The organism is Bradyrhizobium sp. LB14.3 (assembly GCF_040547985.1).
GTDB lineage: Bacteria > Pseudomonadota > Alphaproteobacteria > Rhizobiales > Xanthobacteraceae > Bradyrhizobium.
Genome location: NZ_JBEPQT010000013.1, coordinates 126,520 through 146,967 on the forward strand (window position 1 = coordinate 126,520; position 20,448 = coordinate 146,967).

At 63.9% G+C, this 20,448-nt stretch carries 14 protein-coding genes and 1 pseudogene; 7 read left to right on the forward strand and 8 right to left on the reverse strand.

Features of this window, described 5'->3' with window-relative positions; translation table 11 throughout:
• The first annotated feature begins 73 nt into the window (after positions 1-73).
• Positions 74-1,075 (forward strand): adenosine kinase, encoded by a 1,002-nt coding sequence (locus ABIB00_RS23195; protein WP_247352882.1) that lies wholly within the window; start codon positions 74-76, stop codon positions 1,073-1,075.
• A gap of 99 nt (positions 1,076-1,174) precedes the next feature.
• Here ABIB00_RS23195 and ABIB00_RS23200 read toward each other — a convergent pair whose 3' ends face one another.
• Together ABIB00_RS23200 and ABIB00_RS23205 are read right to left on the reverse strand one after the other, a co-directional pair.
• Positions 1,175-2,869 (reverse strand): AMP-binding protein, encoded by a 1,695-nt coding sequence (locus ABIB00_RS23200; protein ID WP_354106017.1) that lies wholly within the window; start codon positions 2,867-2,869, stop codon positions 1,175-1,177.
• Positions 2,870-2,954: 85 nt separating this feature from the next.
• Entirely contained in the window at positions 2,955-4,148 is a 1,194-nt protein-coding gene (locus ABIB00_RS23205; RefSeq protein ID WP_354105976.1) for a serine hydrolase domain-containing protein, read from the reverse strand.
• A gap of 366 nt (positions 4,149-4,514) precedes the next feature.
• Here ABIB00_RS23205 and ABIB00_RS23210 point away from each other — a divergent pair, with 366 nt between their 5' ends.
• Positions 4,515-4,835 (forward strand): hypothetical protein, encoded by a 321-nt coding sequence (locus ABIB00_RS23210; RefSeq protein WP_247351513.1) that lies wholly within the window; start codon positions 4,515-4,517, stop codon positions 4,833-4,835.
• A gap of 113 nt (positions 4,836-4,948) precedes the next feature.
• The gene (locus ABIB00_RS23215) at positions 4,949-6,442 is read left to right on the forward strand and encodes an NAD-dependent succinate-semialdehyde dehydrogenase (RefSeq protein ID WP_354105977.1); all 1,494 of its coding nucleotides are present in this window, start codon (positions 4,949-4,951) and stop codon (positions 6,440-6,442) included.
• Positions 6,443-6,562: 120 nt separating this feature from the next.
• Here ABIB00_RS23215 and ABIB00_RS23220 read toward each other — a convergent pair whose 3' ends face one another.
• The 3 genes from ABIB00_RS23220 to ABIB00_RS23230 all read right to left on the reverse strand — a co-directional run bounded on the left by ABIB00_RS23220 (position 6,563) and on the right by ABIB00_RS23230 (position 10,923).
• Positions 6,563-8,779, reverse strand: a complete 2,217-nt coding sequence (locus ABIB00_RS23220; RefSeq protein WP_354105978.1) for an SLC26A/SulP transporter family protein — start codon at positions 8,777-8,779, stop codon at positions 6,563-6,565.
• A gap of 234 nt (positions 8,780-9,013) precedes the next feature.
• Positions 9,014-9,928, reverse strand: a complete 915-nt coding sequence (locus ABIB00_RS23225; protein ID WP_354105979.1) for a phosphoribosylaminoimidazolesuccinocarboxamide synthase — start codon at positions 9,926-9,928, stop codon at positions 9,014-9,016.
• Positions 9,929-10,005: 77 nt separating this feature from the next.
• Entirely contained in the window at positions 10,006-10,923 is a 918-nt protein-coding gene (locus ABIB00_RS23230) for a pirin family protein (protein WP_354105980.1), read from the reverse strand.
• Positions 10,924-11,205: 282 nt separating this feature from the next.
• On the opposite strand from ABIB00_RS23230, the gene ABIB00_RS23235 reads away from it, so the two are divergent.
• The 3 genes and pseudogenes from ABIB00_RS23235 to ABIB00_RS23245 all read left to right on the forward strand — a co-directional run bounded on the left by ABIB00_RS23235 (position 11,206) and on the right by ABIB00_RS23245 (position 14,933).
• On the forward strand, positions 11,206-12,267 hold the full coding sequence (locus tag ABIB00_RS23235) for an AraC family transcriptional regulator (protein WP_354105981.1): 1,062 nt from the start codon (positions 11,206-11,208) through the stop codon (positions 12,265-12,267).
• A gap of 145 nt (positions 12,268-12,412) precedes the next feature.
• Positions 12,413-13,841: pseudogene (locus ABIB00_RS23240) on the forward strand (serine hydrolase domain-containing protein).
• A gap of 81 nt (positions 13,842-13,922) precedes the next feature.
• Positions 13,923-14,933, forward strand: a complete 1,011-nt coding sequence (locus ABIB00_RS23245) for an IS5 family transposase (RefSeq protein ID WP_502917869.1) — start codon at positions 13,923-13,925, stop codon at positions 14,931-14,933.
• 136 nt (positions 14,934-15,069) lie between these two features.
• Here the strand turns inward: ABIB00_RS23245 and ABIB00_RS23250 are convergent, their stop codons facing one another.
• The 3 genes from ABIB00_RS23250 to ABIB00_RS23260 all read right to left on the reverse strand — a co-directional run bounded on the left by ABIB00_RS23250 (position 15,070) and on the right by ABIB00_RS23260 (position 19,019).
• Positions 15,070-16,257: a pyridoxal-phosphate-dependent aminotransferase family protein gene (locus ABIB00_RS23250; protein WP_354105982.1), complete on the reverse strand. Its 1,188-nt coding sequence runs from the start codon at positions 16,255-16,257 to the stop codon at positions 15,070-15,072.
• A gap of 161 nt (positions 16,258-16,418) precedes the next feature.
• On the reverse strand, positions 16,419-17,159 hold the full coding sequence (locus tag ABIB00_RS23255; protein WP_354105983.1) for a thermonuclease family protein: 741 nt from the start codon (positions 17,157-17,159) through the stop codon (positions 16,419-16,421).
• A gap of 129 nt (positions 17,160-17,288) precedes the next feature.
• Positions 17,289-19,019, reverse strand: a complete 1,731-nt coding sequence (locus tag ABIB00_RS23260) for a hypothetical protein (RefSeq protein WP_247345155.1) — start codon at positions 19,017-19,019, stop codon at positions 17,289-17,291.
• A 419-nt stretch (positions 19,020-19,438) separates the two neighbouring features.
• Between ABIB00_RS23260 and ABIB00_RS23265 the strand changes: the two genes are divergently transcribed.
• The gene (locus ABIB00_RS23265; RefSeq protein WP_354105984.1) at positions 19,439-20,287 is read left to right on the forward strand and encodes a caspase family protein; all 849 of its coding nucleotides are present in this window, start codon (positions 19,439-19,441) and stop codon (positions 20,285-20,287) included.
• Positions 20,288-20,448: the final 161 nt, after the last annotated feature.

Here is a 20,448-nt window from a genome sequence, read left to right on the forward strand (position 1 = left end):
GCGAGCCAGATTTCAGACCGACAGGAAGCGGATTTCCGCAGGTATCGCAATCCGCCAAACAGGATCAAGGTGAATGGCTGACGTGAAATATGACGTTCTCGGCATCGGCAACGCGCTGTTCGACGTGCTGGTCAAGACCGATGAAGCCTTTTTGGGCAAGCACGGCATGACCAAGGGCAGCATGTCCCTGATCGACGAGGCGCGGGCCGCCGCCATCTACAACGACATGGGACCGGCGACGGAAGTTTCGGGCGGCTCGGCTGCCAACACCATCGTCGGCATCGGCAGCCTGGGGGCGCGCGCCGCCTATGTCGGCAAGGTCAAGGACGACCAGATCGGCAAGCTCTACGTCCACGATATCCGCGCGGCCGGCGTCGCCTTCAACACGCCCGCCGCGAAAGACGGCCCCGCCACCGGCTGCTCCTACATCCTGGTCACGGGCGACGGCGAGCGCACCATGAACACCTATCTCGGCGCGGCGCAGGATTTGTCGCCGGCCGACATCGACCCGGCCGAGATCGCCAGCGCCGGCATCGTTTATCTCGAGGGTTATCTCTGGGATCCGCCGGGGGCCAAGGAGGCCTTCGTCAAGGCGGCCAAGATTGCGCACGAGGCCGGCCGCAAGGTCGCGCTCACGCTGTCGGATTCCTTCTGCGTCAGTCGCTATCGCGACGAGTTCTTGGGCCTGATGCGCAACGGCACCGCCGACATCGTCTTTGCCAACGAGTCTGAGCTGCACTCGCTCTACGAAACGTCCGACTTCGACACCGCGCTCAAGCAATTGCGCAACGACGTCAAGCTTGGCGTGGTCACGCGCAGCGACAAAGGCTGCGTGGTGGTGACGCCAACCGAGGCCGTCGCAGCGCCGGCGTCTCCGATCGCGCAACTCGTGGACACCACCGGCGCCGGCGACCTGTTCGCCGCCGGCTTCCTGTATGGCCTCTCGCGCGATCTCTCGCACAAGCAGTGCGGCGCGCTCGGCGCGCTCGCGGCCGCCGAAGTGATCCAGCACATCGGCGCGCGGCCGCAGGTGTCGCTGAAGGAGCTCGCCGGGCAGCGCGGGCTGACGGCGTAGCGCGGACGCTTTGCCCGTCATTGCGAGTGAAGCAATCCAGATTGTCCCCGAAGAAAGATTCTGGATTGCTTCGCTACGCTTGCAATGACGACAGGGAAATCACGCAGTCCTCGCAGCCTTCAATCCCAGCCGCTTTTCCACGTCGTCGCGCATCAGGAATTTCTGGATCTTTCCGGTCACCGTCATCGGAAACTCGTCGACGAATTCCACGTATCGCGGAATCTTGTTGTGGGCGATCTGCCCGTCGCAGAAAGCGCGCACCTCTTCCATCGTCAAATTCTCGCCGGGCCTGACGCGGATCCAGGCGCAGAGCTCCTCGCCGTAGCGGGCATCCGCAACGCCAAAGATCTGCACGTCCTGAATCTTGGGATGACGATAGAGAAACTCCTCGATCTCGCGTGGATAGAGATTCTCGCCGCCGCGGATCACCAGGTCCTTGATGCGGCCCACGATGTTGCAATAGCCGGCGTCATCGATGACGGCGATGTCGCCGGTGTGCATCCAGCCGTTGGCGTCGAGCACATCCGCGGTCTTCTCCGTCTCCTCCCAGTAGCCCAGCATCACGCTGTAGCCGCGGGTGCAGAGCTCGCCCCGTTCGCCGCGCTTGACGATCTTGCCGTCGAGATCGATGACCTTAACTTCGACATGCGGATGGATTCGTCCGACCGTCGAGACGCGGCGCTCGAGCGGATCGTCGACGGCACTCTGGAAGCTGACCGGGCTTGTCTCGGTCATGCCATAGGCGATTGTGACCTCGCCCATGTTCATCTCGCTATTGACGCGCTTCATCACCTCGATCGGGCAGGGTGCACCGGCCATGATGCCGGTGCGCAGCGATGTCAGATTGAAGTTTGAGAATTCGCCATGGTCGAGTTCGGCGATGAACATCGTCGGCACACCGTATAGCGCGGTACATTTTTCCTGCTCGATCGTGCGCAGCGTCGCGAGCGGATCAAACCCTTCGCCAGGGTAGACCATCGTTGCGCCGAGCGTGACGGAGGCGAGGTTGCCCATCACCATGCCGAAGCAATGATAGAGCGGCACCGGAATGCAGATGCGGTCCGTTTCGGTCAGGCGCATGGCGCGGCCGACGAAATAGCCGTTGTTGAGAATGTTGTGGTGGGTCAGCGTCACCCCCTTGGGCGATCCCGTGGTGCCGCTGGTGAACTGGATGTTGCCGGGATCGTCGAACTGCAGGGAGACACCAAGCGCGGCGAGCTGCTCCCGATGCACGGTCCCGCCCATGCCGGCGACCTCGTCGAACGGGATCGCGCCCGGGCAGGCGGGGCCGCCGATCTGGATCACGATGCGCAGGGCCGGCAGCCGCGCCGCCTGCAACTGCCCGGGCTTGGCGCTCGCAAGCTCTGGCAACAGTGTGTTGAGCAGGTCCATGTAGTTGCTGGTCTTGAACGCCGTCGCGGTGACGATGGCGCTACATCCGACCTTGTGAAGCGCGAATTCCAGCTCGCTCAGCCGGTAGGCCGGATTGATCGTCACCAGGATGAGGCCAGCCTTGGCGGCGGCGAACTGGGTCAGCGTCCATTCCGGCCGGTTCAGCGACCAGATTCCGATCCGTGCGCCGCGCTCGAGGCCAAGCGCGAGAAAACCGGCGGCGAGCGCGTCGACCCGCGCGGCAAACTCCTTCCATGTCCATCGCACGCCGTGACTGGGCGAGACCAGCGCCTCGCGATCGCTCCAGCGCTGCGCGGCCTGATCGAGGCTGCGCCCGATGGTGTCGCCGAGCAGCGGCGTGTCGGAGATGCCGCAAACGTAACTGTCGGCCTTGTCTGCCAAAATCAAAAAATGTCCTCCAGCCAGGTGCGTGGATGGCCGGGACAACAAGCCCGGCCATGACGCGTCGTGAGAGCTAAGGCGGGTCTTACGCCGCCTTCTGCCCACTGCCGGCACCGAGCCCGGCATAGACGCCGCGCTCGAAGCCAGCAAAAGCCTCCAGGCATTTTCCATCGGCAAATGGGAGCAACTGCATCAGGATCACGCCGGTGACGTCGCGCGCCGGGTCGATCCAGTAATAGGTGTTGGCGAGGCCCGCCCAGGCGAGGCTGCCCGCGCTGCGCCCCTCAGCGGTCTTGTCGGTGTTGATCATGAAGCTGAGGCCCCACTTCTTCACCTGCTCCGGATAGAGATCGACGTCGTTGGTGTACATCGGCGCCGCCGTGGTCATCTTGCCCATGGCGAGATCGCCGATGTGGTTCTGCCCCATCGTCGCGATAGTCTCGGCTTTCAGCACCTGATTGCCGTTGCCGCGGCCCTTGTTCAAGATCATCTGGGTGAACTTGATGTAGTCGGCCGCGGTCGAATAGAGGCCGCCGCCACCCATGTGGAATTCCGGCTCCTGCTCGAGCTCGAATGGGATCGCGGCGAGCTGGCCGTCCTCGCCGCGCGCATGCATCCCGACCAGGCGCTTGCGCATGTCGTCGGTGATCTTGAAGGCGGTATCGCTCATGCCGAGCGGTGCGAACAGATTGTCGCGCAGATAAGCATCGAGCCGCTTGCCGCTGACGGCTTCCACCGCCTTGCCGACGAAATCGATGTTGGTGCCGTATTCCCAGCGCGTGCCGGGATCGGTCATGATCGGCGTCTTCAACGCAGCGTTCTGGCAGCTGGTGATGGCTGGGATGCCGGTCTTGTCCAGATAGACCGCGAGATCGCCGTTCCACATGTTGTAGCAGAAGCCGGCGGTGTGGGTCATGAGCTGGCGCAGCGTGATCGGCCCCTTGGCCGGCCGCAGCTTGGCTTCGCCCTTGGCATCGAAACCTTCGAGCACCTGCGGCTTGGCGAGATCGGGCAGCACCTCGCCGATCGGCGCGTCCAGCGACAGCTTGCCTTGCTCGACCAGTTGCATCGCGCCCGCTGATGTCACCGCCTTCGTCATCGATGCGATCCAGAACACGCTGTCGGCGGTCATCGCATCCGGCTTGGAGAGATCGCGTTTGCCGAACGCGCCCTGATAAAGCACGTCGGTACCGCTGGCGGCGATGGCGACGACGCCGGGAATCTCCTTGGCCTCGCTCTTCTGGCGCAGAATCTCGTCGATCTGGGCTTTGCTTTGCATCCGCATTTCCTCCGGTTTGATTATTGTTGGAAGCGATCGATTGTCCTCCCGCGTGCTCCGCGCGGCAAGCACATCCATGGATCTGCGCCGGTCGCGATGTCGTGACTTGACGGTCCACGTTCCGCGCAGGACGACAGGGTGCTCGCAGGACGACAAGGCGGCTGAACTGCAACACTCCGTCACAATCTGCGGTGGATCGCCGCAACCAGCCGTGACCGTGGATGCGCACGGGCAAAATGTTTTGAGCGTTTGAAGCACTTGAACCATTTTGTGCGTTGCGGCGTTCAACTCTCGGCCCGATCTGCGGCCGACGTTAAGATTTGATGCAAATTTGGCGGCCGTCCACCGGCCGCGAGGGGACCTCAGATGATTTCGACCTGGAGCGAATGGAAGCGCTATCCCCGTCCCGGACGGGGCGACAATCTCGAAGCGCCGATCGCACCCGGCATCTACGAAGTCCGCACCGCGGGCACCGGTGCGCTCTATTCGTTCGGTGCGGTCGACAATCTGGCGCAGGCGCTTGCGCTGCTGCCGGTCGGCTCGAAATCCTGGTTCGGCCGCCGCGATACCTCCGACGCCCCCGCTCTCGAATACCGGACGTGCGCGACTTCCTCGAAGGCCGACGCCAGGGCCGCCGCCGAACGCATGATCGGACGGCGCGAGACCTATATGAGCGGCGCGGCGTAAATCCCCGTGCTCCGAGCCTAGCTCCCAGCAGATGTGCGTTGCGGGACGGTGCATTGCGCGCCGCTTGTCCCTATATTGCGGGCGAACCTGAAAAAGCCCCTGGGAGTAACGCCATGACCCCGACCGCCGCCGCACGCGCTCAGCACGCCACGTCCAATCTGCGCGACAGGTTGAAGGACCCGTCGCTGCTGAAGGAGGCCTGCTACATCGACGGCGCCTGGGTCGGCTCGCCGGTCTTCGCCGTCAACAATCCCGCGACCGGCGTCGAGCTCGCAAAGGTTCCGCAGCTTTCGGCGGATGATGCCACCAAGGCGGTAGAAGCCGCGGAGCGCGCGTTTCCGGCCTGGGCCAAGCACACCGCCAAGCAACGCTCCAATATTTTGCGCAAATGGTTCGAGCTGATTATCGCCAATCGCGAGGACCTCGCACTGATCCTCACCTCCGAGCAGGGCAAGCCGCTCAGCGAAGCTCTCGGCGAGGTCGACATCGGCGGCGCTTATGTCGAGTTCTTCGCCGAGGAAGCCCGCCGCGTCTATGGCGAGACCATTCCGACACAGCGGCCGGATGCGCGGTTGCTCGCGATCAAGCAGCCGATCGGCGTCTGCGGAGCGATCACGCCGTGGAATTTCCCGAACTCGATGATCACGCGCAAGGTTTCGCCGGCGCTGGCGGCCGGCTGCACCGTGGTGCTGAAGCCCGCCAATGAAACGCCGCTGTCGGCGTTGGCGCTTGCCGTGCTCGCGGAGAAAGCCGGCGTGCCCAAGGGCGTGTTCAACATCGTCACCGGCGATGCAGCGCCGATCGGCAAGGTGCTGTGCGAGCATCCGGCCGTGCGTTTCGTCGGCTTCACCGGATCGACCGCGGTCGGCAAGATTCTGTACCAGCAGGCCTCCGTCGGCGTGAAGCGGCTCGGCCTCGAGCTCGGCGGCAACGCCCCGTTCGTGGTGTTCGACGACGCCGATATCGATGCGGCTGTCGAAGGCGCGATCGTCTCGAAATACCGCAACATGGGCCAGACCTGCGTCTGCGCCAACCGCCTTTACGCCCAGGACAAGATCTACGACGAGTTCGTGCAGAAGCTGTCGAAGAAGGTCGCGGCGATGAAGATCGGTGATGGTACCGAGAGCGGCGTTACGCAGGGCCCGCTGATCAATTTGAAAGCGGTCGACAAGGTCGAGCGCCACATTGCCGACGCCGTGAAGCGCGGCGCCAGGATCGTCACCGGCGGGAAGCGCAGCGAGCTCGGACGCTCGTTCTTCGAGCCGACGGTGCTCTCCGACGTCAAGCCGGACTCGCTGGTGGCACAGGAGGAAACTTTCGGCCCGCTCGCGCCGGTGATCCGCTTCAAGGAAGAGGCCGATGTGATCGCGATGTGCAACGCCTCGCCGTTTGGCTTGGCTTCGTACTTCTACTCCCGCGATCTCGGCCGCGTCTGGCGCGTCGCCGAAGCGCTGGAGTCGGGCATGGTTGGCGTCAACACCGGTCTGATCACGACCGAAGTCGCACCCTTCGGCGGCGTCAAGGAAAGTGGCTTGGGGCGCGAAGGCTCGCATCACGGCATGGAAGAATATGTCGAGATCAAATACGTGATGATGGCGGGGGTGTAAGGCCGCCGTTATCCCTCCACATCAATGCGAGCGAAGCGAAGCAATCCAGAATCTTTCCACGGAGACAGTCTGGATTGCTTCGTCGCCAGAGCTCCTCGCAATGACGAAGCTGCAAGCCAATCAACGCCTCAGCACCGCGATCGTCCGGTTCGCGAACGTCAGCCGCTCGGCCATGACCGACACGAAATAGGTCAGCAGCTTGTGGCTGAGCGCGGGGTCCTCGTCTTTGATCGCGTCGAACTGGTGCGTATTCAGCACGTAGAGCACGCTGTCGACCTCGGCCTGGATGGTGGCGCTGCGCGGTGTCTGTGACACCAGCCCCATCTCCCCGATCGTCGTGTAGCGGCCGAGGCTGCGCACGCGCGTGGTGCGATCGTCCTCGGCCGGAATCATGATGCCGACGCGGCCGTCGAGGATGAAATGCATGGAATCGGCGGGGGCGCCAGCCTGCACGATGATTTCGCCGGCTTCGACCTCAATGCGCTGGCAACGGCGGATCAGCTCGTCGGCGCCGTCCTCGCTGCCGAGCATTCGCGTGAACCAGTCGCGCAGGCTGGCTTCTTCCTGCGCCAGCTCCTGATGCTGCGAGATGAGCTCGTTCTCGCACCATTCCAGCGCGTGATCGAGCTCGGGGATGATGGTGACGCCCTCGCCGACGAAGTCGCTGGAGCGCAGCACCTTCTCGGCCGCGGCCGACAGATGCACCAGGATCAGCTCGACGCCGAGTTCGCCAGCGCTGCGCTTGATCTGGGCAAAGCTATAGGCGGCCGATGAATCGACGCCGGTGACGAGCTTGAAGTCGAACAGCAGATAGCGGCATTCGGGGCGTTCCTGAAGCAGCTGCTTGACGTGCTGGTAGAGCCGGTTGGCGGAGCCGAAGAACAGATAGCTCTGGAGATTGAGGCCCCGGATCTTGCCGCCATGGGCCAGCAGCACCTCCTGGTCGTCGCGCGAGCGGTCGAGCGAGGAGCGATACTCCGAGCCGTCGAAACTGTATTTGATCGACTCGACCCGCGCGGCGCTGAACGCAAACGTCGCGCAGCCGATGATAACACCGATCAGGATGCCCGGCACGAAACCCCAGGCCACGATGATCGCGATGATGGCGATCAGCGACAGATATTCGAGCTTCGAAAGCCGCTTGCGCGACTCGATGATCCATTTGTGCAGCTGGTCGGCGCCGAGATAGAGCAACAGGCCGCCGAGCACGAATTTGGGGATGAAGCCAAGCAGCTCGGGCGCGACAGCGAGCATCAGCAGCGACAGGGCCGCGACGGTGAGGCCTGACAGGCGCCCGCGGCCGCCGCTGCTGAAGTTAAGCATTGAGCGGCTGGTCGAGCTGCAGCCGGGATAGCCGCCCAGCATGCCGGTCAGGATATTGGCGGCGCCGGTGACGTTCAGCTCACACTCCAGATTGGCTTCGCGATGCGTGGCCACCTCGATGCCGGTGGTGTTGAACAGCGTGCTCGAGGCCGTGACGAAGATGACGGCGGCGACATTGCCAAGCAGGTCCGGTATGGCAAACCAGGGATAGCGGGCGAGATCGTCGATATGCCAGGGCAGCATGAAGACCGCTTGCGGCGGAGGCTGAAAGGTCCAGCCCAACGTGCGGGCGTCATCGACGGAAACGCCGGTGATCCAGAACGCCAGATGCGCGGTGAGCACGCCGCCGACCAGAATGATCGGCAAGCCGAACGGGCTGCGCGAGCGGTGCCAGGTGAGATACAGCACCAGCGCCATCGCGCAGGCGGCACCGAGCTCCAGCAAGATGGTGCGGTCGGCGAAGTGCGACAGTGTCGCGAATTGCAGCGGGTGGTCGGTGATCACCCGGACCGCACCCATGACGATGAGAAGGCCGGTAGCGCCGAGGAAGCCGCCGACCACCGGATAAGGCACGTAGCGGATGGCGCGGCCCAGCCGCGTCAGGCCCAGTCCACACAGCACCAATCCTGTCAGCATCGTCGACAGGCCGAGGGTGATCAGGACCGCCGAGAGCAGCGGCTCCGACAGGTTCGCCGTCTCGATGCGCTCGACCACCGAGGCGGCCAGGATACCCGTCACCGCGGCGGTCGAGCTGTCAGGAGCTGCAATCGCGAAGGGCAGGGAGCTGCCGAGCCCGATGACGGCCGCAAGCACCGCGGAGCTGACGAAAGTCGCCGTGATCCCGTAGGACAGATAGGGCGACAACGGCCCCGCGAAGATCAGCAGCGCGTAGGACAGGCCGAACGTGACGGTCAGGACGCTGGCGGCGCTCCCGCCCAATACATCATTCAGCGCGCGCTTGAGGGCCGGTTCTAATCGCGGAGCCGGACGGAGGATAATTGCTGGATCGGTCACGCCGTGGCGCTCGCCCCTGAAAAAATCTCGTCTGAGACGTAGACGACTACAGGCTTAGCGCAACAGGATTCTTGAAAGTATGAAGTACCAGACAGTTTCGGGTGGTCAGGTGAGAATGCGGTCCGCCGTATGTGAACGGCGGACCATACGCGGCAGACCGACGGCGCAGGGACACGCAGGCCCCTCAATGTCGGTCCCAACTCGCAATGGCGGAGCGAGACGAGGCAGCGGTGGCTAAATCTTCAGCTCCGCCCCCGTCACCCGCCGATACGCTTCCAGATACCGCTTGCTGGTCGCCCCCACCACGCTCGCCGGCAGTGGCGGCGGCGGGGCGTCGCCGTTCCAGCGGCCGGCGCGGCGTTCGATGTCGAGATAGTCGCGCAGCGGCTGCTTGTCGAAGCTCGCCTGCGGCTGGCCGGGCTTGTAGGCGTCGACCGCCCAGAACCGCGAGGAGTCCGGCGTCATGACTTCGTCGATCAGGATGATGCGGCCGTCCTTGTCGCGGCCGAACTCGAACTTGGTGTCGGCGATGATGATGCCCTGCTCGCGGGCGAGCTCCTCGCCGAGCGTGTAGATCGCGCGCGTCATGCTCTCGAGCGTGTAGGCCGTCTCGTCGCCCACGACCTCACGCATCTTCGCGATGGTGATATTCTCGTCGTGGCCGGTCTCGGCCTTGGTCGCGGGGCTGAAGATCGCTGGCTCCAGCTTTTCGCTCTCGACCAGGCCCGCTTTCAGCTTCTCGCCGGCCAGCGTGCCGGAGCCGGCATATTCCTTCCAGGCCGATCCCGAGAGATAGCCGCGGATCACGCATTCGATCGGAAACACGGTGGTGCGGCGGCAGAGCATCGCGCGGCCGAGAATCTCGGCGCGATGCGGCTTCAACGCCGGAATGGCTGCAATGATCTCGTCGGTGTCGGCGCTGATCATGTGATGCGGCACCACGCCGTCGAGCTCGTTGAACCAGAACGCGCTCACTTGCGTCAGCACCGCGCCTTTCATCGGGATGGTCTCACCCATCACGACGTCGAAGGCGCTGATGCGGTCGGTGGTGACGAGCAGCAGGCGATCGTCGTCGATGGCGTAGATATCGCGCACCTTGCCGCGTCCGATCTTGGGGAGGGGCAAGTCGCTGGAGAGCATGAGGGTCATCGGCAGAACTTTCGGAGCAAGGCCTTGCGACAGGAAATCCGGCCGCGCCTGATAGCGCGACCGGAAACCGGATTAGCCTATTCCGGCAGCGGAATGAACTCATGTTCCTGAGGAACCCCCGCGAAGCGACCCGTTTTCCAGTCCTGCTTGGCCTGCTCGATCCGCTCCTTGCTGGAGGAGACGAAATTCCACCAGATGTGGCGCGGCCCCTCCAGCGCATCTCCGCCGAGAAACATCATCCGCGTGGCCTTGAGCGCCTTCACCGTAATGCGGTCGCCGGGCCGGAAGATCAGCAGTCGCGGCCCCTCATAGCGCTCGTTCGCGATCTCGATCTCGCCGTCGACCACGTAGATCGCGCGCTCTTCGTGATCGGGGTCGAGCGGTACGATCGCGCCCGCGACCGCCGTGACCTCGGTGTAGAACCAGGGCGATACCATCGTAACAGGCGAGGTGGTGCCGAAGGCTGAGCCCGCGATCACCTTCGCGGTGAAGTCGCGCTCGGAAATCATCGGCAGATCGCCGGCCCCATAATGCTGGAACGACGGCGCGATCTCTTCGGAGCCCGCCGGCAGCGCGATCCAGCTTTGCAGGCCCAGCATCTTCTGCCCCGACGCGCGCTGCACATCCGGCGTGCGCTCGGAATGCGCAATGCCGCGGCCGGCCGTCATCAAATTCATCGCGCCGGGCTGGATTTCCTGGATGTTGCCCTCACTGTCGCGATGCATGATCGAGCCGTCAAAGAGATAGGTGACGGTGGCGAGCCCGATATGCGGATGTGGCCGCACGTCCATGCCCTTGCCCGAGACAAATTGCACCGGCCCGAAATGATCGAAGAAGATGAAGGGCCCGACCATTTGCCGCTTGCCATGCGGCAACGCGCGCCGCACCGCGAATCCGTCGCCGAGGTCGCGGGTGCGCGGCACGATAACGAGATCGAGCGCGTCGCAGGACATGGGATCTCCAAGCACGGGATCGTTCGAGGGTTGCCAGCTCATGGTGGACTCCTTTTGGCTTTTTCGAGCTAAATCGTAGCAGGATTTCGTGCGGCCGTCGCCCCAAAGCCCGGCCACATACTCCGCCGTCGTCGTCCGCGAAGGCGGACGATCCAGTACGCCGAGGCCTATCGATTCAAAACTGTCTCGGATTACTGGACGCCCGGTCAAGCCAGACGATGACAGCGGTGGGCGCGCTAGCCCTGGCCTGAGGATGGTCCTTGAAAAAAGGAGCCCAACGAACGATGTTCGGCTGATTTCAATCGTGACTGATCGCACCGCCCGATGACACTTGCCGCAACCGAGCTCGCCTTTCGCGCCGCCAGCGTCGCGCTGCTGCTGGTGCTGGCGGCGTCACTGCTGCAGGACTTCCGCAATGTGTTGGCTGCCCGCCTCGGCGCGGCCTTCGCATTCGGCGCGGCCGCGCATGCTGTGAGCTATTCGTTGGATGTCACGTCGCGGATCCAGCTCTGGCACGCACCGCTGATCGCATTGTCGACCGGCACCATGGTGGTGTTCTGGCTGTTCACACGTTCCCTGTTCGACGACGAGTTTCACCTCCGCTGGTGGCACGGATCGGTCTGGGCGCTGGTGGCGGCCTTCAGCTTCGCGGGCTGCGTCTGGATTGCACCCAGCGGCCATGTGCGGTTCTCCGTGACGGTGGTCAATCTGATCGTGCTCGGCTTCATTGCGCTTGCGATCGGGCAGACGATCGCCTCCTGGCCGGCTGACCTGGTCGAGCAACGCCGCAGCGTTCGCGTCTTCATCGTCTGCGCAACCGCGCTCTATGGCGGGTTGAACGCGGTGCTCCAGATCGCCGTCGCCGGGCACCACGTCGGCGATGTCGCCGAAACCATCAATGCCGGCGGGCTCACCTGCACCGTCGCGGCGATCGTCTATGCCATGATGCGCGTTGACGGGGCGGATCTGTTTCCGGCCGTTGCGGAGCCCGCACCGGCAGTCGTTTTCATTCAGCCTGCGGCCGATGACGCCGCCGATCAAAAGCTCATCGACGCCTTGATGCGGCTGATGGCGGACGAGCGAATCTATCGTCAGGAAAACATCACCATCGGCGTGCTGGCGGGCCGGCTGAAAATTCCGGAATACCGGCTGCGCCGGCTGATCAACCAGCGGCTCGGCTATCGCAATTTCAATGTGTTTCTGAACAATCACCGGATCGAGGAGGCCAAGGCCGCGCTCGCCGATCGCACCCAGGCCGAGGTTCCCGTCATCACCATCGCGATGGATGCCGGCTTCCAGTCGCTGGGGCCGTTCAATCGGGCCTTCAAGGCGGTGACCGGTGTGACGCCGACGGAATATCGGCGGCTCAAGGTGAAAGCCGTCTAGACTATTAGCTCACTGAAATCACATCAGAATTTCAAACTCGGCTAGCCCCGGTCAGTTTCGACGAGGCCGTATTTCAAATCCGGCGAGCACCTTCGCCCGCATCCGGCTCCTTCTCCGCCACCCGCCCCGAAGCCGGAGAAAGCCCGTGACCCGCCGCCGCAAGATCATCCTCGCTACCACCGCCATCGCCCTTGCCGGCCTCGCCCTCGGCGCGGCGCGGGCCCGCGACGTGCCGAAGGTTGCCACCGGCTTCATCGCCGACACGCTCTGCTCGGAGACGTTCGTCTCCGGCCTCGATCCCATGCGCGACCTCGCCGAGACCACCGACGCGATACCAGGCGCGGGTCTGTTGACCTGGGCGATGGATGTTCAGGTCGATCGCGCGCGTAGGGATGTCACCGTGAGCCTGTTCGGCATCGGCCGCAGCCATGCCGTCTATCGCGAGGGGCTCGGCTGCACGCTCGAGCACGGCCAGGGGATCGCCGACGTCGCGCTGCCGTCGAATGACAAGCAGCCCGCCTTGCTGCCCGAAATCGCAGGTCCGGGACTCGTGCCGCCGCAAAGCGAGGGGCTGTCAGCCGCGCTCGACCGCGCTTTTGCCGAACCCGCGCAACCGCCTTATCGCCGCACCCGCGCGATCGTCGTCATGAAGGCCGGGCGCATCGTTGCCGAGCGCTATGCTGATGGTGTCGGGCCGGAGACGCAGCTGCTCGGCTTCTCCATGACGAAGTCGGTGATGTCAGCGCTGACGGGCATCCTCGTGCGCGAGGGCAAGTTGAAGCTCGACGGGCCCGCGCCAATCGCCGCCTGGCAAAATCCGGATGATCCGCGCCATGTCATCACCGTCGATCAGTTGCTGCGTCACACCGCCGGCATTGCGCTCGGTAGTTCGTTGCAGACCTCGCTCGGCTCCGCGCTCGAGCCGGTCAAATGCCATGAAATACGCAGAGGACGATATGGCCAGCTTTGCCGAGCACGCGCCGCTTGCGACTGCACCGGGCACGGCGTGGAATTACCATGACGGCAACTTCCTCATTCTCGCGCATCTGATCCGTAACGCCGCCGGCGGCAAGCCCGCGGATGCGCTTGCCTTCGCGCGCCGCGAATTGTTTGCGACGCTCGGCATGAACAACGTCACGCTCCAGCTCGACGGAGCCGGCACGATCGTGGGCTCCGGCGAGATGCTGGCATCCGCGCGCGACTGGGCGCGCTTCGGCCAGCTCTTTCTCAACGACGGCGTCGCCGGCGGCAAGCGCATTCTCCCCGAGGGTTGGGTGAATTATTCCGCGACGGCCACGGCGAATGCCTGGGTCGGCATCGGTGCCGGCTTCTGGACCAACCAGGGCGACAGCTTTGGCGCAAAGTTTCGCGCCATACACGGCTGGCCGCGCGATGCCTTCTTCGCCAAGGGCACGATCGGGCAGTACACGATCATTATTCCCTCGGAACGACTCGTGATCGTCCGGCTCGGCCGCTCGCCGAACGCACCGCCGGAAGCGGACGGTGTGTTCGATCTGGTACGCGACGTAGTGGCAACGATGCGCGAGAAGGGAAAGGCGGCGGGGACGAATTGAGGTGCCCCTCTTCCCTTCTCCCCTTGTGAGGGCTTTGCGCAATTGAGGGAGCGTGATTCTCTGATTCTGGCGAGGAGAGCCATGGTTGAGCGCAATGTAGGTCAGATGAGCTTGGCGGATGGCCTGGTTCAGGCGCCGCGAAGCAGCATCCTGGATGAGGTTGAGGCCGTTGTGGATTGGGCGCCGTTGCGAGCCTTGCTGGGCAAGCGGGGCAGTGACGGTGCCGGCAACAGCAGTTATCCGGCGGAAGTTTTGCTTCGGGGCTTACTGGCCGGGATATGGCACAATCTGTCCGATCCAGCGCTCGAAGCCGCGATCGCGGATCGGTTGTCGTTCCGTCGCTTTGTCGGCCTGAGCCTGCACGATCGGACGCCGGATCACACCACGTTGTGGCGGTTTCGGCAGGAACTCGCCAGTGACGGGCTGATCGAGAAGATCTTCGCGGAGATCAATCGGCAATTGGAGGACAAGAAGCTGATCCTTAAGCAGGGCACCCTGGTCGACGCCTCGTTGATCCCGGCTCGGGCCAAACCGCCCGGCAAGGCTCGCAAGGATGCGCAGGGACAACTGCCCAAACCATCTGCGGATCGTGATGCGCGCTGGGGCCGGAAAGGCAAGAAGAGCGTATTCGGCTATAAGATCCACACGGGAGTGGATGCAGGCCATACGATCATTCGCCGCATCCACATGACGGACGCTTCGGTCACCGACACCGAGCCGGCAGATCGTTTATTCTGCGGCGATGAGAAAGCGGTCTATGGCGATCAGGCCTATTATACGCATGCCCGCCACGCGCGCCTGACCGAAGCCGGCAAAGGACCGCTTGATGCGTCGCCCCAACAAACATCATCCCGAGCTGCCGCCGCGGCAGAAGAAGCGCAACAAGCTGATCGCCAAGGTGCGCTCAGCCGTCGAACGTCCATACGCCGTATTCAAAGAGAACTATGGCCTGCGACGAATGCGGTTCTTCAACTTCGTCCGCAACCAGGTACTCATCGTGCTCGCCTGTTGCGCCTACAATCTGCGTCGCGCGGCCGGCGCCTTGGCCGCACCACGCCAGCAGTCCGCCTGCGCTTGAAAAGCAGGGGATAATGGAGGATGAAATGAGCACAATACGGTTCACCGCAGCAGGCTCACATCAAAAAAAGCCCGCTACAGACCCCAAGCGCTCGCAGTGACCTCTCCGCAAAGCCCTCACAAGGGGAGAAGGAAGAGACGCGAAGCCGGCCTACACCGCCACCTCATCGCCAAGATACGCGACCGCCGCTTCGAGCCCGCCCTTGCCGTGCGGGATCTTCAGCGCGTTGAGGCCGATCTCGATCACCCCCAACGTGCCGAGCAGCATCGGCGCGTTGACATGGCCCATATGGGCGATGCGGAAGGCTTTGCCGGTGAGGTCGCCGATGCCGTTGCCGAGCACGACACCGCATTTTTCCTTGCAATAGCTTTGCAGCACTGCCGGATCATGGCCATTGCTCATGGTCACCGTGGTCACGGTGTTGGAACGCTCGCTGGCATCGGCGATATTGAAGCCGAGCACCTGGCCTTCCGACCATGCGCCGACGGCGCGGCGCGCGGCTTCGCCGAGCAGGCTATGGCGGCGGAAGGCGTTCTCCAGCCCTTCCTCGTGCAGAAGGTCGATCGCCTGGCGCAGCGCGAACAGCAGATGTACCGGCGCGGTGCCGGCGTATTTGCGGTAATGCTCGGTGCCTTCGCGCTCGCTCCAGCTCCAATAGGGCGTCGCCATGTTGGCCTTCTTGTGCACCTCGAGCGCGCGCGCATTGGCGGCGACGAAGCCGAGGCCGGGCGGTGTCATCAAGCCCTTCTGCGAGCCCGACATCGCGACGTCGATGCCCCATTTGTCCATCTCGAACGGCATGCAGCCGAGCGACGCTACGGTGTCGACCATGTACAGCGCCGGATGGCCGCTCGCCTTGATCGCCTTGCCGATCGCCTCGATGTCGTTCTGCACGCCCGAGGCCGTGTCCACCTGGACGACGACGACGGCCTTGATCGCATGCTCCTTGTCGCGGCGCAGGCGCTCCTCGACCTCGTGCGGCCGTACCGCGCGGCGCCAGTCGCCCTTGAGCACCTCGACCTCGGCGCCCATCAGGGAAGCCGCATGGCCCCAGCCGATCGCGAACCGCCCGCTCTCCAGCACCAGCACTTTTTCGCCGCGCGACAGCACGTTGCTCAGCGCCGCTTCCCAGGCGCCGTGACCATTGGCGATGTAGATGTAGGACTTGCCCTTGGTCGCAAACAGTTTTGAGATGTCGCCGAGCAGGCTCTCGGTCAGATCGGTCATCTGTTTGGAGTAGATGTCGATCGCCGGACGATGCATCGCCCGCAGCACCTCGTCGGGCATATTGGTGGGCCCGGGGATGGCCAGAAATTCCCGGCCCGCGCGAACGGTCATTGCTATGCTTCCTTGTGTCGTGAAGACGGTCTGGAGGTTGTTTTCTTCTTTTACGCGCCGCAGAAGCCCAAGAAAAGCACGTAAAACGCAGGTCTGGAGTGGTCTTTTGTTCTGAGCATGGTCTTGTCGGAAAGCCGCTTCACACTTTTCCGGACCATGCTCTATCTCTTGGTCTCGCGGCAGCCGGCGGCTTCCGCCTCTTCCACCGAGCAGAACCAGCGCGTGCCCTTGCTGATCTTCATCTTGATCTGCGCATACCAGCGGCTGGTCGGCTGGTGATAGATGCACTCGCCGCCGGTGTTGACGTTGCCCTTGATGGTGCAGTCCGGCGAGGGCGCGACCGGCCCCGAGGCCGAAGCGAGCAGGATCGCATGCGCGCCCTCGGGCGGCTTGGTGGCGCCCAATATCGTCGTCTTCTTGTTGCGCACGCGCCAGTCCCAGGGCGCGATGAAGGCGCCCTGCCACATCCCGGCCTTTGCCTCCCGCGCGCCAGCCTCATCATGTTCGTAGTCGCGAGAGACGCGGGTATAGGCCAGCGCCCAGCCGGTGCGAACCAGCCATTTCTGGATGTCTTCGCCGCCGACATCGCAGCGCGCCACGGTGCGGCCGCGCCGGTCGATCGACCTCGCATGGCAGACCCAGCTCTTGCCCTCGGTGTATTTGGCGAGCTCGTCGCGGGCCGCGATGCCGCAGGTCCAGCGCTCGCGCTTGGTGTTGAGGCAGAGCTGGTCGACCGCGGGCGCGTCGATGCCGCCGAGCCGGATCCGCGTGTTGCCGATCACGACTGCGTCGCCGGCGCGGACTTTTGCGGTGCCGGTGATGTCGGCGGCCTCAGCCGGCGACGGCAAGCCGGGCAAGGATAAGGCGAGCAGTGACAGCGCAATCAGGAATTTTCGCAACATGCCGGTCCGCGTGTGATGAAAATTGCGATAGACCTCGCGATTGTGGTCGGCTTTTGTCCGCCCGGCCAGCGGTTGCCTGGCAGACGGGCTTTCAACTTCCTGTCATTGCGCCCGGGGCACGAGACCATCTCACCCTCGTCCCGCCATCGCCCGCTTGGCCACCGCCAGCCCCATCAGCACGAACGCCGACGTCACCTCAGGCCCCCCGACCAAAATCCGCGTCGGCGTCTTCATCTTGTTCCACTCATAGGCGCGAAACGGGCCGCGGCGGCCGCCTTCGCCCAAGCTCGCGACGATCACGTTCAGCGCCGGCGCAAAGGCGCGCGGGTCGGCGCCGAGATGGCCGAGCGCGATCAGCGCCAGTGCCGCGTCGAACACGTTCATCTCGGCGGCCATCAGCTCGCCCTGGACGTAGGAGAGCACGCGGTGACGGATGAAATCGAAATCGCCATCGGGATCGACCGCGGCCTGCGCCGCCAGCGGCAGCGCCAGGAAGGCTGCGTAGCAGCGGCCGAAATAGGCACTGTAGAGCTCCGGCAGGTAATAGATGTGTGAGCGCGGATTGGCGAAGGCGCCGCTCGCGGCAAGCCGCTTCTGAAAGCCGATGATGCGATGCACGGTGGCGAGCCGCGCCGGCGTCTCCAATACTTTCCAGCGCGCGAGGTTGCGAAAGCTGACCTCGAGAATGTCGAGATTGAGCGTCGGATCGAGATCGTTGCCGTAGGGCCGCTCGCCCCGGAGATTGTCGATCCAGGTCGCGACCCCGCCCTCATAGTCGATATTGTCGTTGATCGGCACGGTCACGCGTGGCTCGTTGACGCCCGCGCACACCTGATAGCCGGCGTAGAAATCCAGCAGCGGCTGGTCGAGGATCGGATCGGTGCAGCCGGCCTGCGTCGCCGCGGAGATCGAGCAGGCCGTGGTGTCGCAATCCGGCACGTAGACGCCGAAACCGAGATCCTGCTTGATCTGGGCGAAGTAGCGCGAAAAGCGCGGATGCGGCGCGGGCGCCAGCGCGGTGATGACGTTGAACCGTGCGCCATCGAGGCCCTCGACTTCCTCGCGGCTGATGTTGACGCAAAAATCCACCATGTCGGCGATCGCGCGCTCAGCCGCCATCTTGTCGGCGGACGAGGCGAGCCCGGTCTCGACGTAACTCAACAGCGCCTCGATGAAGAACGCGTCGTAATAAGCCGAGCGGTGGCGGATCTGCACCGGCTCCCACATCGGCTCGGCGATGCCGGTCCAGGGCGGATTGACGACCGCGCGCGCCGGCGAGCGCGCAATGAAGACGCGGGCGAGATTGAACAGCAGCGAGGAGTTCTTGTAGCCGCGCGCGTTGAGGCCCGTGAGCGCCATGGTCAGCTCGCGCCCGCGGAAATCAGGATCGCCGATCAGGTTGAACGCGGCGTAGGTCGGCAGAAAGCCATTTTTGCGGTACGAGCCGAGCAGATGCTGCGCGCAGTCGCGGATCACGCCGTCGATCTGCGATTGTTGCGGCATAGCGCCCGTGAACATGGCCGGCGGCGGCTTGGGATGATCCAGCGCGATGCTGTCGACGAGATCGGCGACGGGCTGGCCGACCGCCGCCCAATCGGGCTCGGCCTCGTCGCGGGCGCGAACCAGCGCCTCGCGCAGCCGGGCCAGTTTCGCTTCGTCGCGCAGCTCGGGCACGCCCGCGCGTCGCAGCAGCACCCGCAATGCGGGATTGCCGAGCGCGGTCTTGTAGAACTTGGCCAGATGCGGATCGCCGCTGGCCGCAACAGACAATACGGGATCGCAGACGTCGTAAAGCGAGGGGCCGTCCTTCCGCGCTGTCAGCGCCCGGCAGGCGGCGCCGGCGAAATATTGAAAGCTCATGAAATACCTGGTCGCCGGAATTTGGCCGGGGGCCGGCCGGCACGCTCCCAGCCGCGCACCACCCCCTGCAACTCGTTGAAAAAGCTACCCGGATTCGCAGGAAATACAAATGTGATAGCGGTCACAGAAAGAGCCGGCACGAAGTCTGCATAATCAAGCTCTGGAAGGCTACGGGGACGCAAAAAAATCACACATTGGGCGATAGAAATTAACTAATATCTTCAGCGGTTTAGCTCAAGTTTTGCGCAATCTATTGCCGGGGAGGCAATATCCGGTTAAAGGTCTGTTTGGTGCGGCGCCGCAAATTGCGCGCAATTCGGGGGCACACCCCGGCCAACCCCTCAAACCTAAAGACGCTATCGCGCTACTCAAACAGTGTGCGCGTGCTTGGCTGGTCTTTGGCACAGGAACGAACCGAGATGAATGTAACGCAGCTCGACCTTTCCCGACGCACGATCGCCGTCGCCGCAGCCCTCATCGGCACGGTGTCGCTCGTGATCGGCGCCCATGCTGCCCTCAATATGCGTACGCTCGATGCCGCCAAGGCCATCTCGACCGACCAGGTCGCCGGCTCGATCGGCCAGACCTCGCGTCTCGCGCTTGTCATCGGCAATGGACATTACCCGGACGCCAGCGCGCCGCTGACGCAGTCGATCAACGACGCCCGCGCGCTGTCCTCGTCGCTGCGCAAGAGCGGCTTTGACGTCGACATGGTGGAAGACGCAACCAAGGACGACATGGTCCGCGCCGTCAATCGCCTGAAGTCCCGGATCAAGCGCGACACCGTCGTCATGCTGTTCTTCGGCGGCTACGGCGTAGAGGCCGGCCGCCAAAGCTACATGTTGCCGGTCGATGCCGTGATCTGGAAGGAAAGCGATGTCCGCCGCCAGGGCGTTTCCATCGACGGCGTGCTCGACATGATGAAGGAGCAGGGCGCCAAGGCCAAGCTCGTCGTGGTCGATGCTTCCCGCCGCAATCCCTATGAGCGCCGCTTCCGCTCCTACAGCCACGGCCTCGCGCCGATCACCGCGCCCGACAACGCGCTGATTCTTTCTTCGGCTTCGCCCGGCAAGGTCGTCGACGACCGCAAGGGCGAGCACAGCGTGCTGGTCAGCGAGTTCCTCACCAATCTCAATGCGCAGGGCAGCGCCGAGAGCGTCTTCAACAAGACCCGCGTTGCCATCTCCCGTGCGAGCGAAGGCGACCAGGTCCCGTCGGTCTCTTCCTCGCTGCTCGAAGATATCCATTTCGGCGAAGCCGGCGGCTAGTTTTTCTTAGGTTCTGCCAAGTCTCGTGCCCCGGACGCGGCGCATCATGCAATGATGCGACGCTGAGCCGGGGCTTGGTTTTTTAGGCTATCGCCTGGACGAGAGATGGGTCCCGGCTCTGTGCAGCAGCATTACACGCTGCAGCGCGTCCGGGACTATAG

Excerpts from the sequence above, each read along its gene's own strand:
- ABIB00_RS23235 (WP_354105981.1), top strand. The coding sequence starts at position 11,206 with ATGACACTTGCCGCAACCGAGCTCGCCTTTCGCGCCGCCAGCGTCGCG.
- ABIB00_RS23245 (WP_502917869.1), top strand. The coding sequence starts at position 13,923 with ATGGTTGAGCGCAATGTAGGTCAGATGAGCTTGGCGGATGGCCTGGTT.
- ABIB00_RS23195 (WP_247352882.1), top strand. The coding sequence starts at position 74 with ATGGCTGACGTGAAATATGACGTTCTCGGCATCGGCAACGCGCTGTTC.
- ABIB00_RS23230 (WP_354105980.1), bottom strand. The coding sequence starts at position 10,923 with ATGAGCTGGCAACCCTCGAACGATCCCGTGCTTGGAGATCCCATGTCC.
- ABIB00_RS23265 (WP_354105984.1), top strand. The coding sequence starts at position 19,439 with ATGAATGTAACGCAGCTCGACCTTTCCCGACGCACGATCGCCGTCGCC.
- ABIB00_RS23250 (WP_354105982.1), bottom strand. The coding sequence starts at position 16,257 with ATGACCGTTCGCGCGGGCCGGGAATTTCTGGCCATCCCCGGGCCCACC.
- ABIB00_RS23215 (WP_354105977.1), top strand. The coding sequence starts at position 4,949 with ATGACCCCGACCGCCGCCGCACGCGCTCAGCACGCCACGTCCAATCTG.
- ABIB00_RS23210 (WP_247351513.1), top strand. The coding sequence starts at position 4,515 with ATGATTTCGACCTGGAGCGAATGGAAGCGCTATCCCCGTCCCGGACGG.
- ABIB00_RS23255 (WP_354105983.1), bottom strand. The coding sequence starts at position 17,159 with ATGTTGCGAAAATTCCTGATTGCGCTGTCACTGCTCGCCTTATCCTTG.
- ABIB00_RS23205 (WP_354105976.1), bottom strand. The coding sequence starts at position 4,148 with ATGCAAAGCAAAGCCCAGATCGACGAGATTCTGCGCCAGAAGAGCGAG.
- ABIB00_RS23260 (WP_247345155.1), bottom strand. The coding sequence starts at position 19,019 with ATGAGCTTTCAATATTTCGCCGGCGCCGCCTGCCGGGCGCTGACAGCG.
- ABIB00_RS23225 (WP_354105979.1), bottom strand. The coding sequence starts at position 9,928 with ATGACCCTCATGCTCTCCAGCGACTTGCCCCTCCCCAAGATCGGACGC.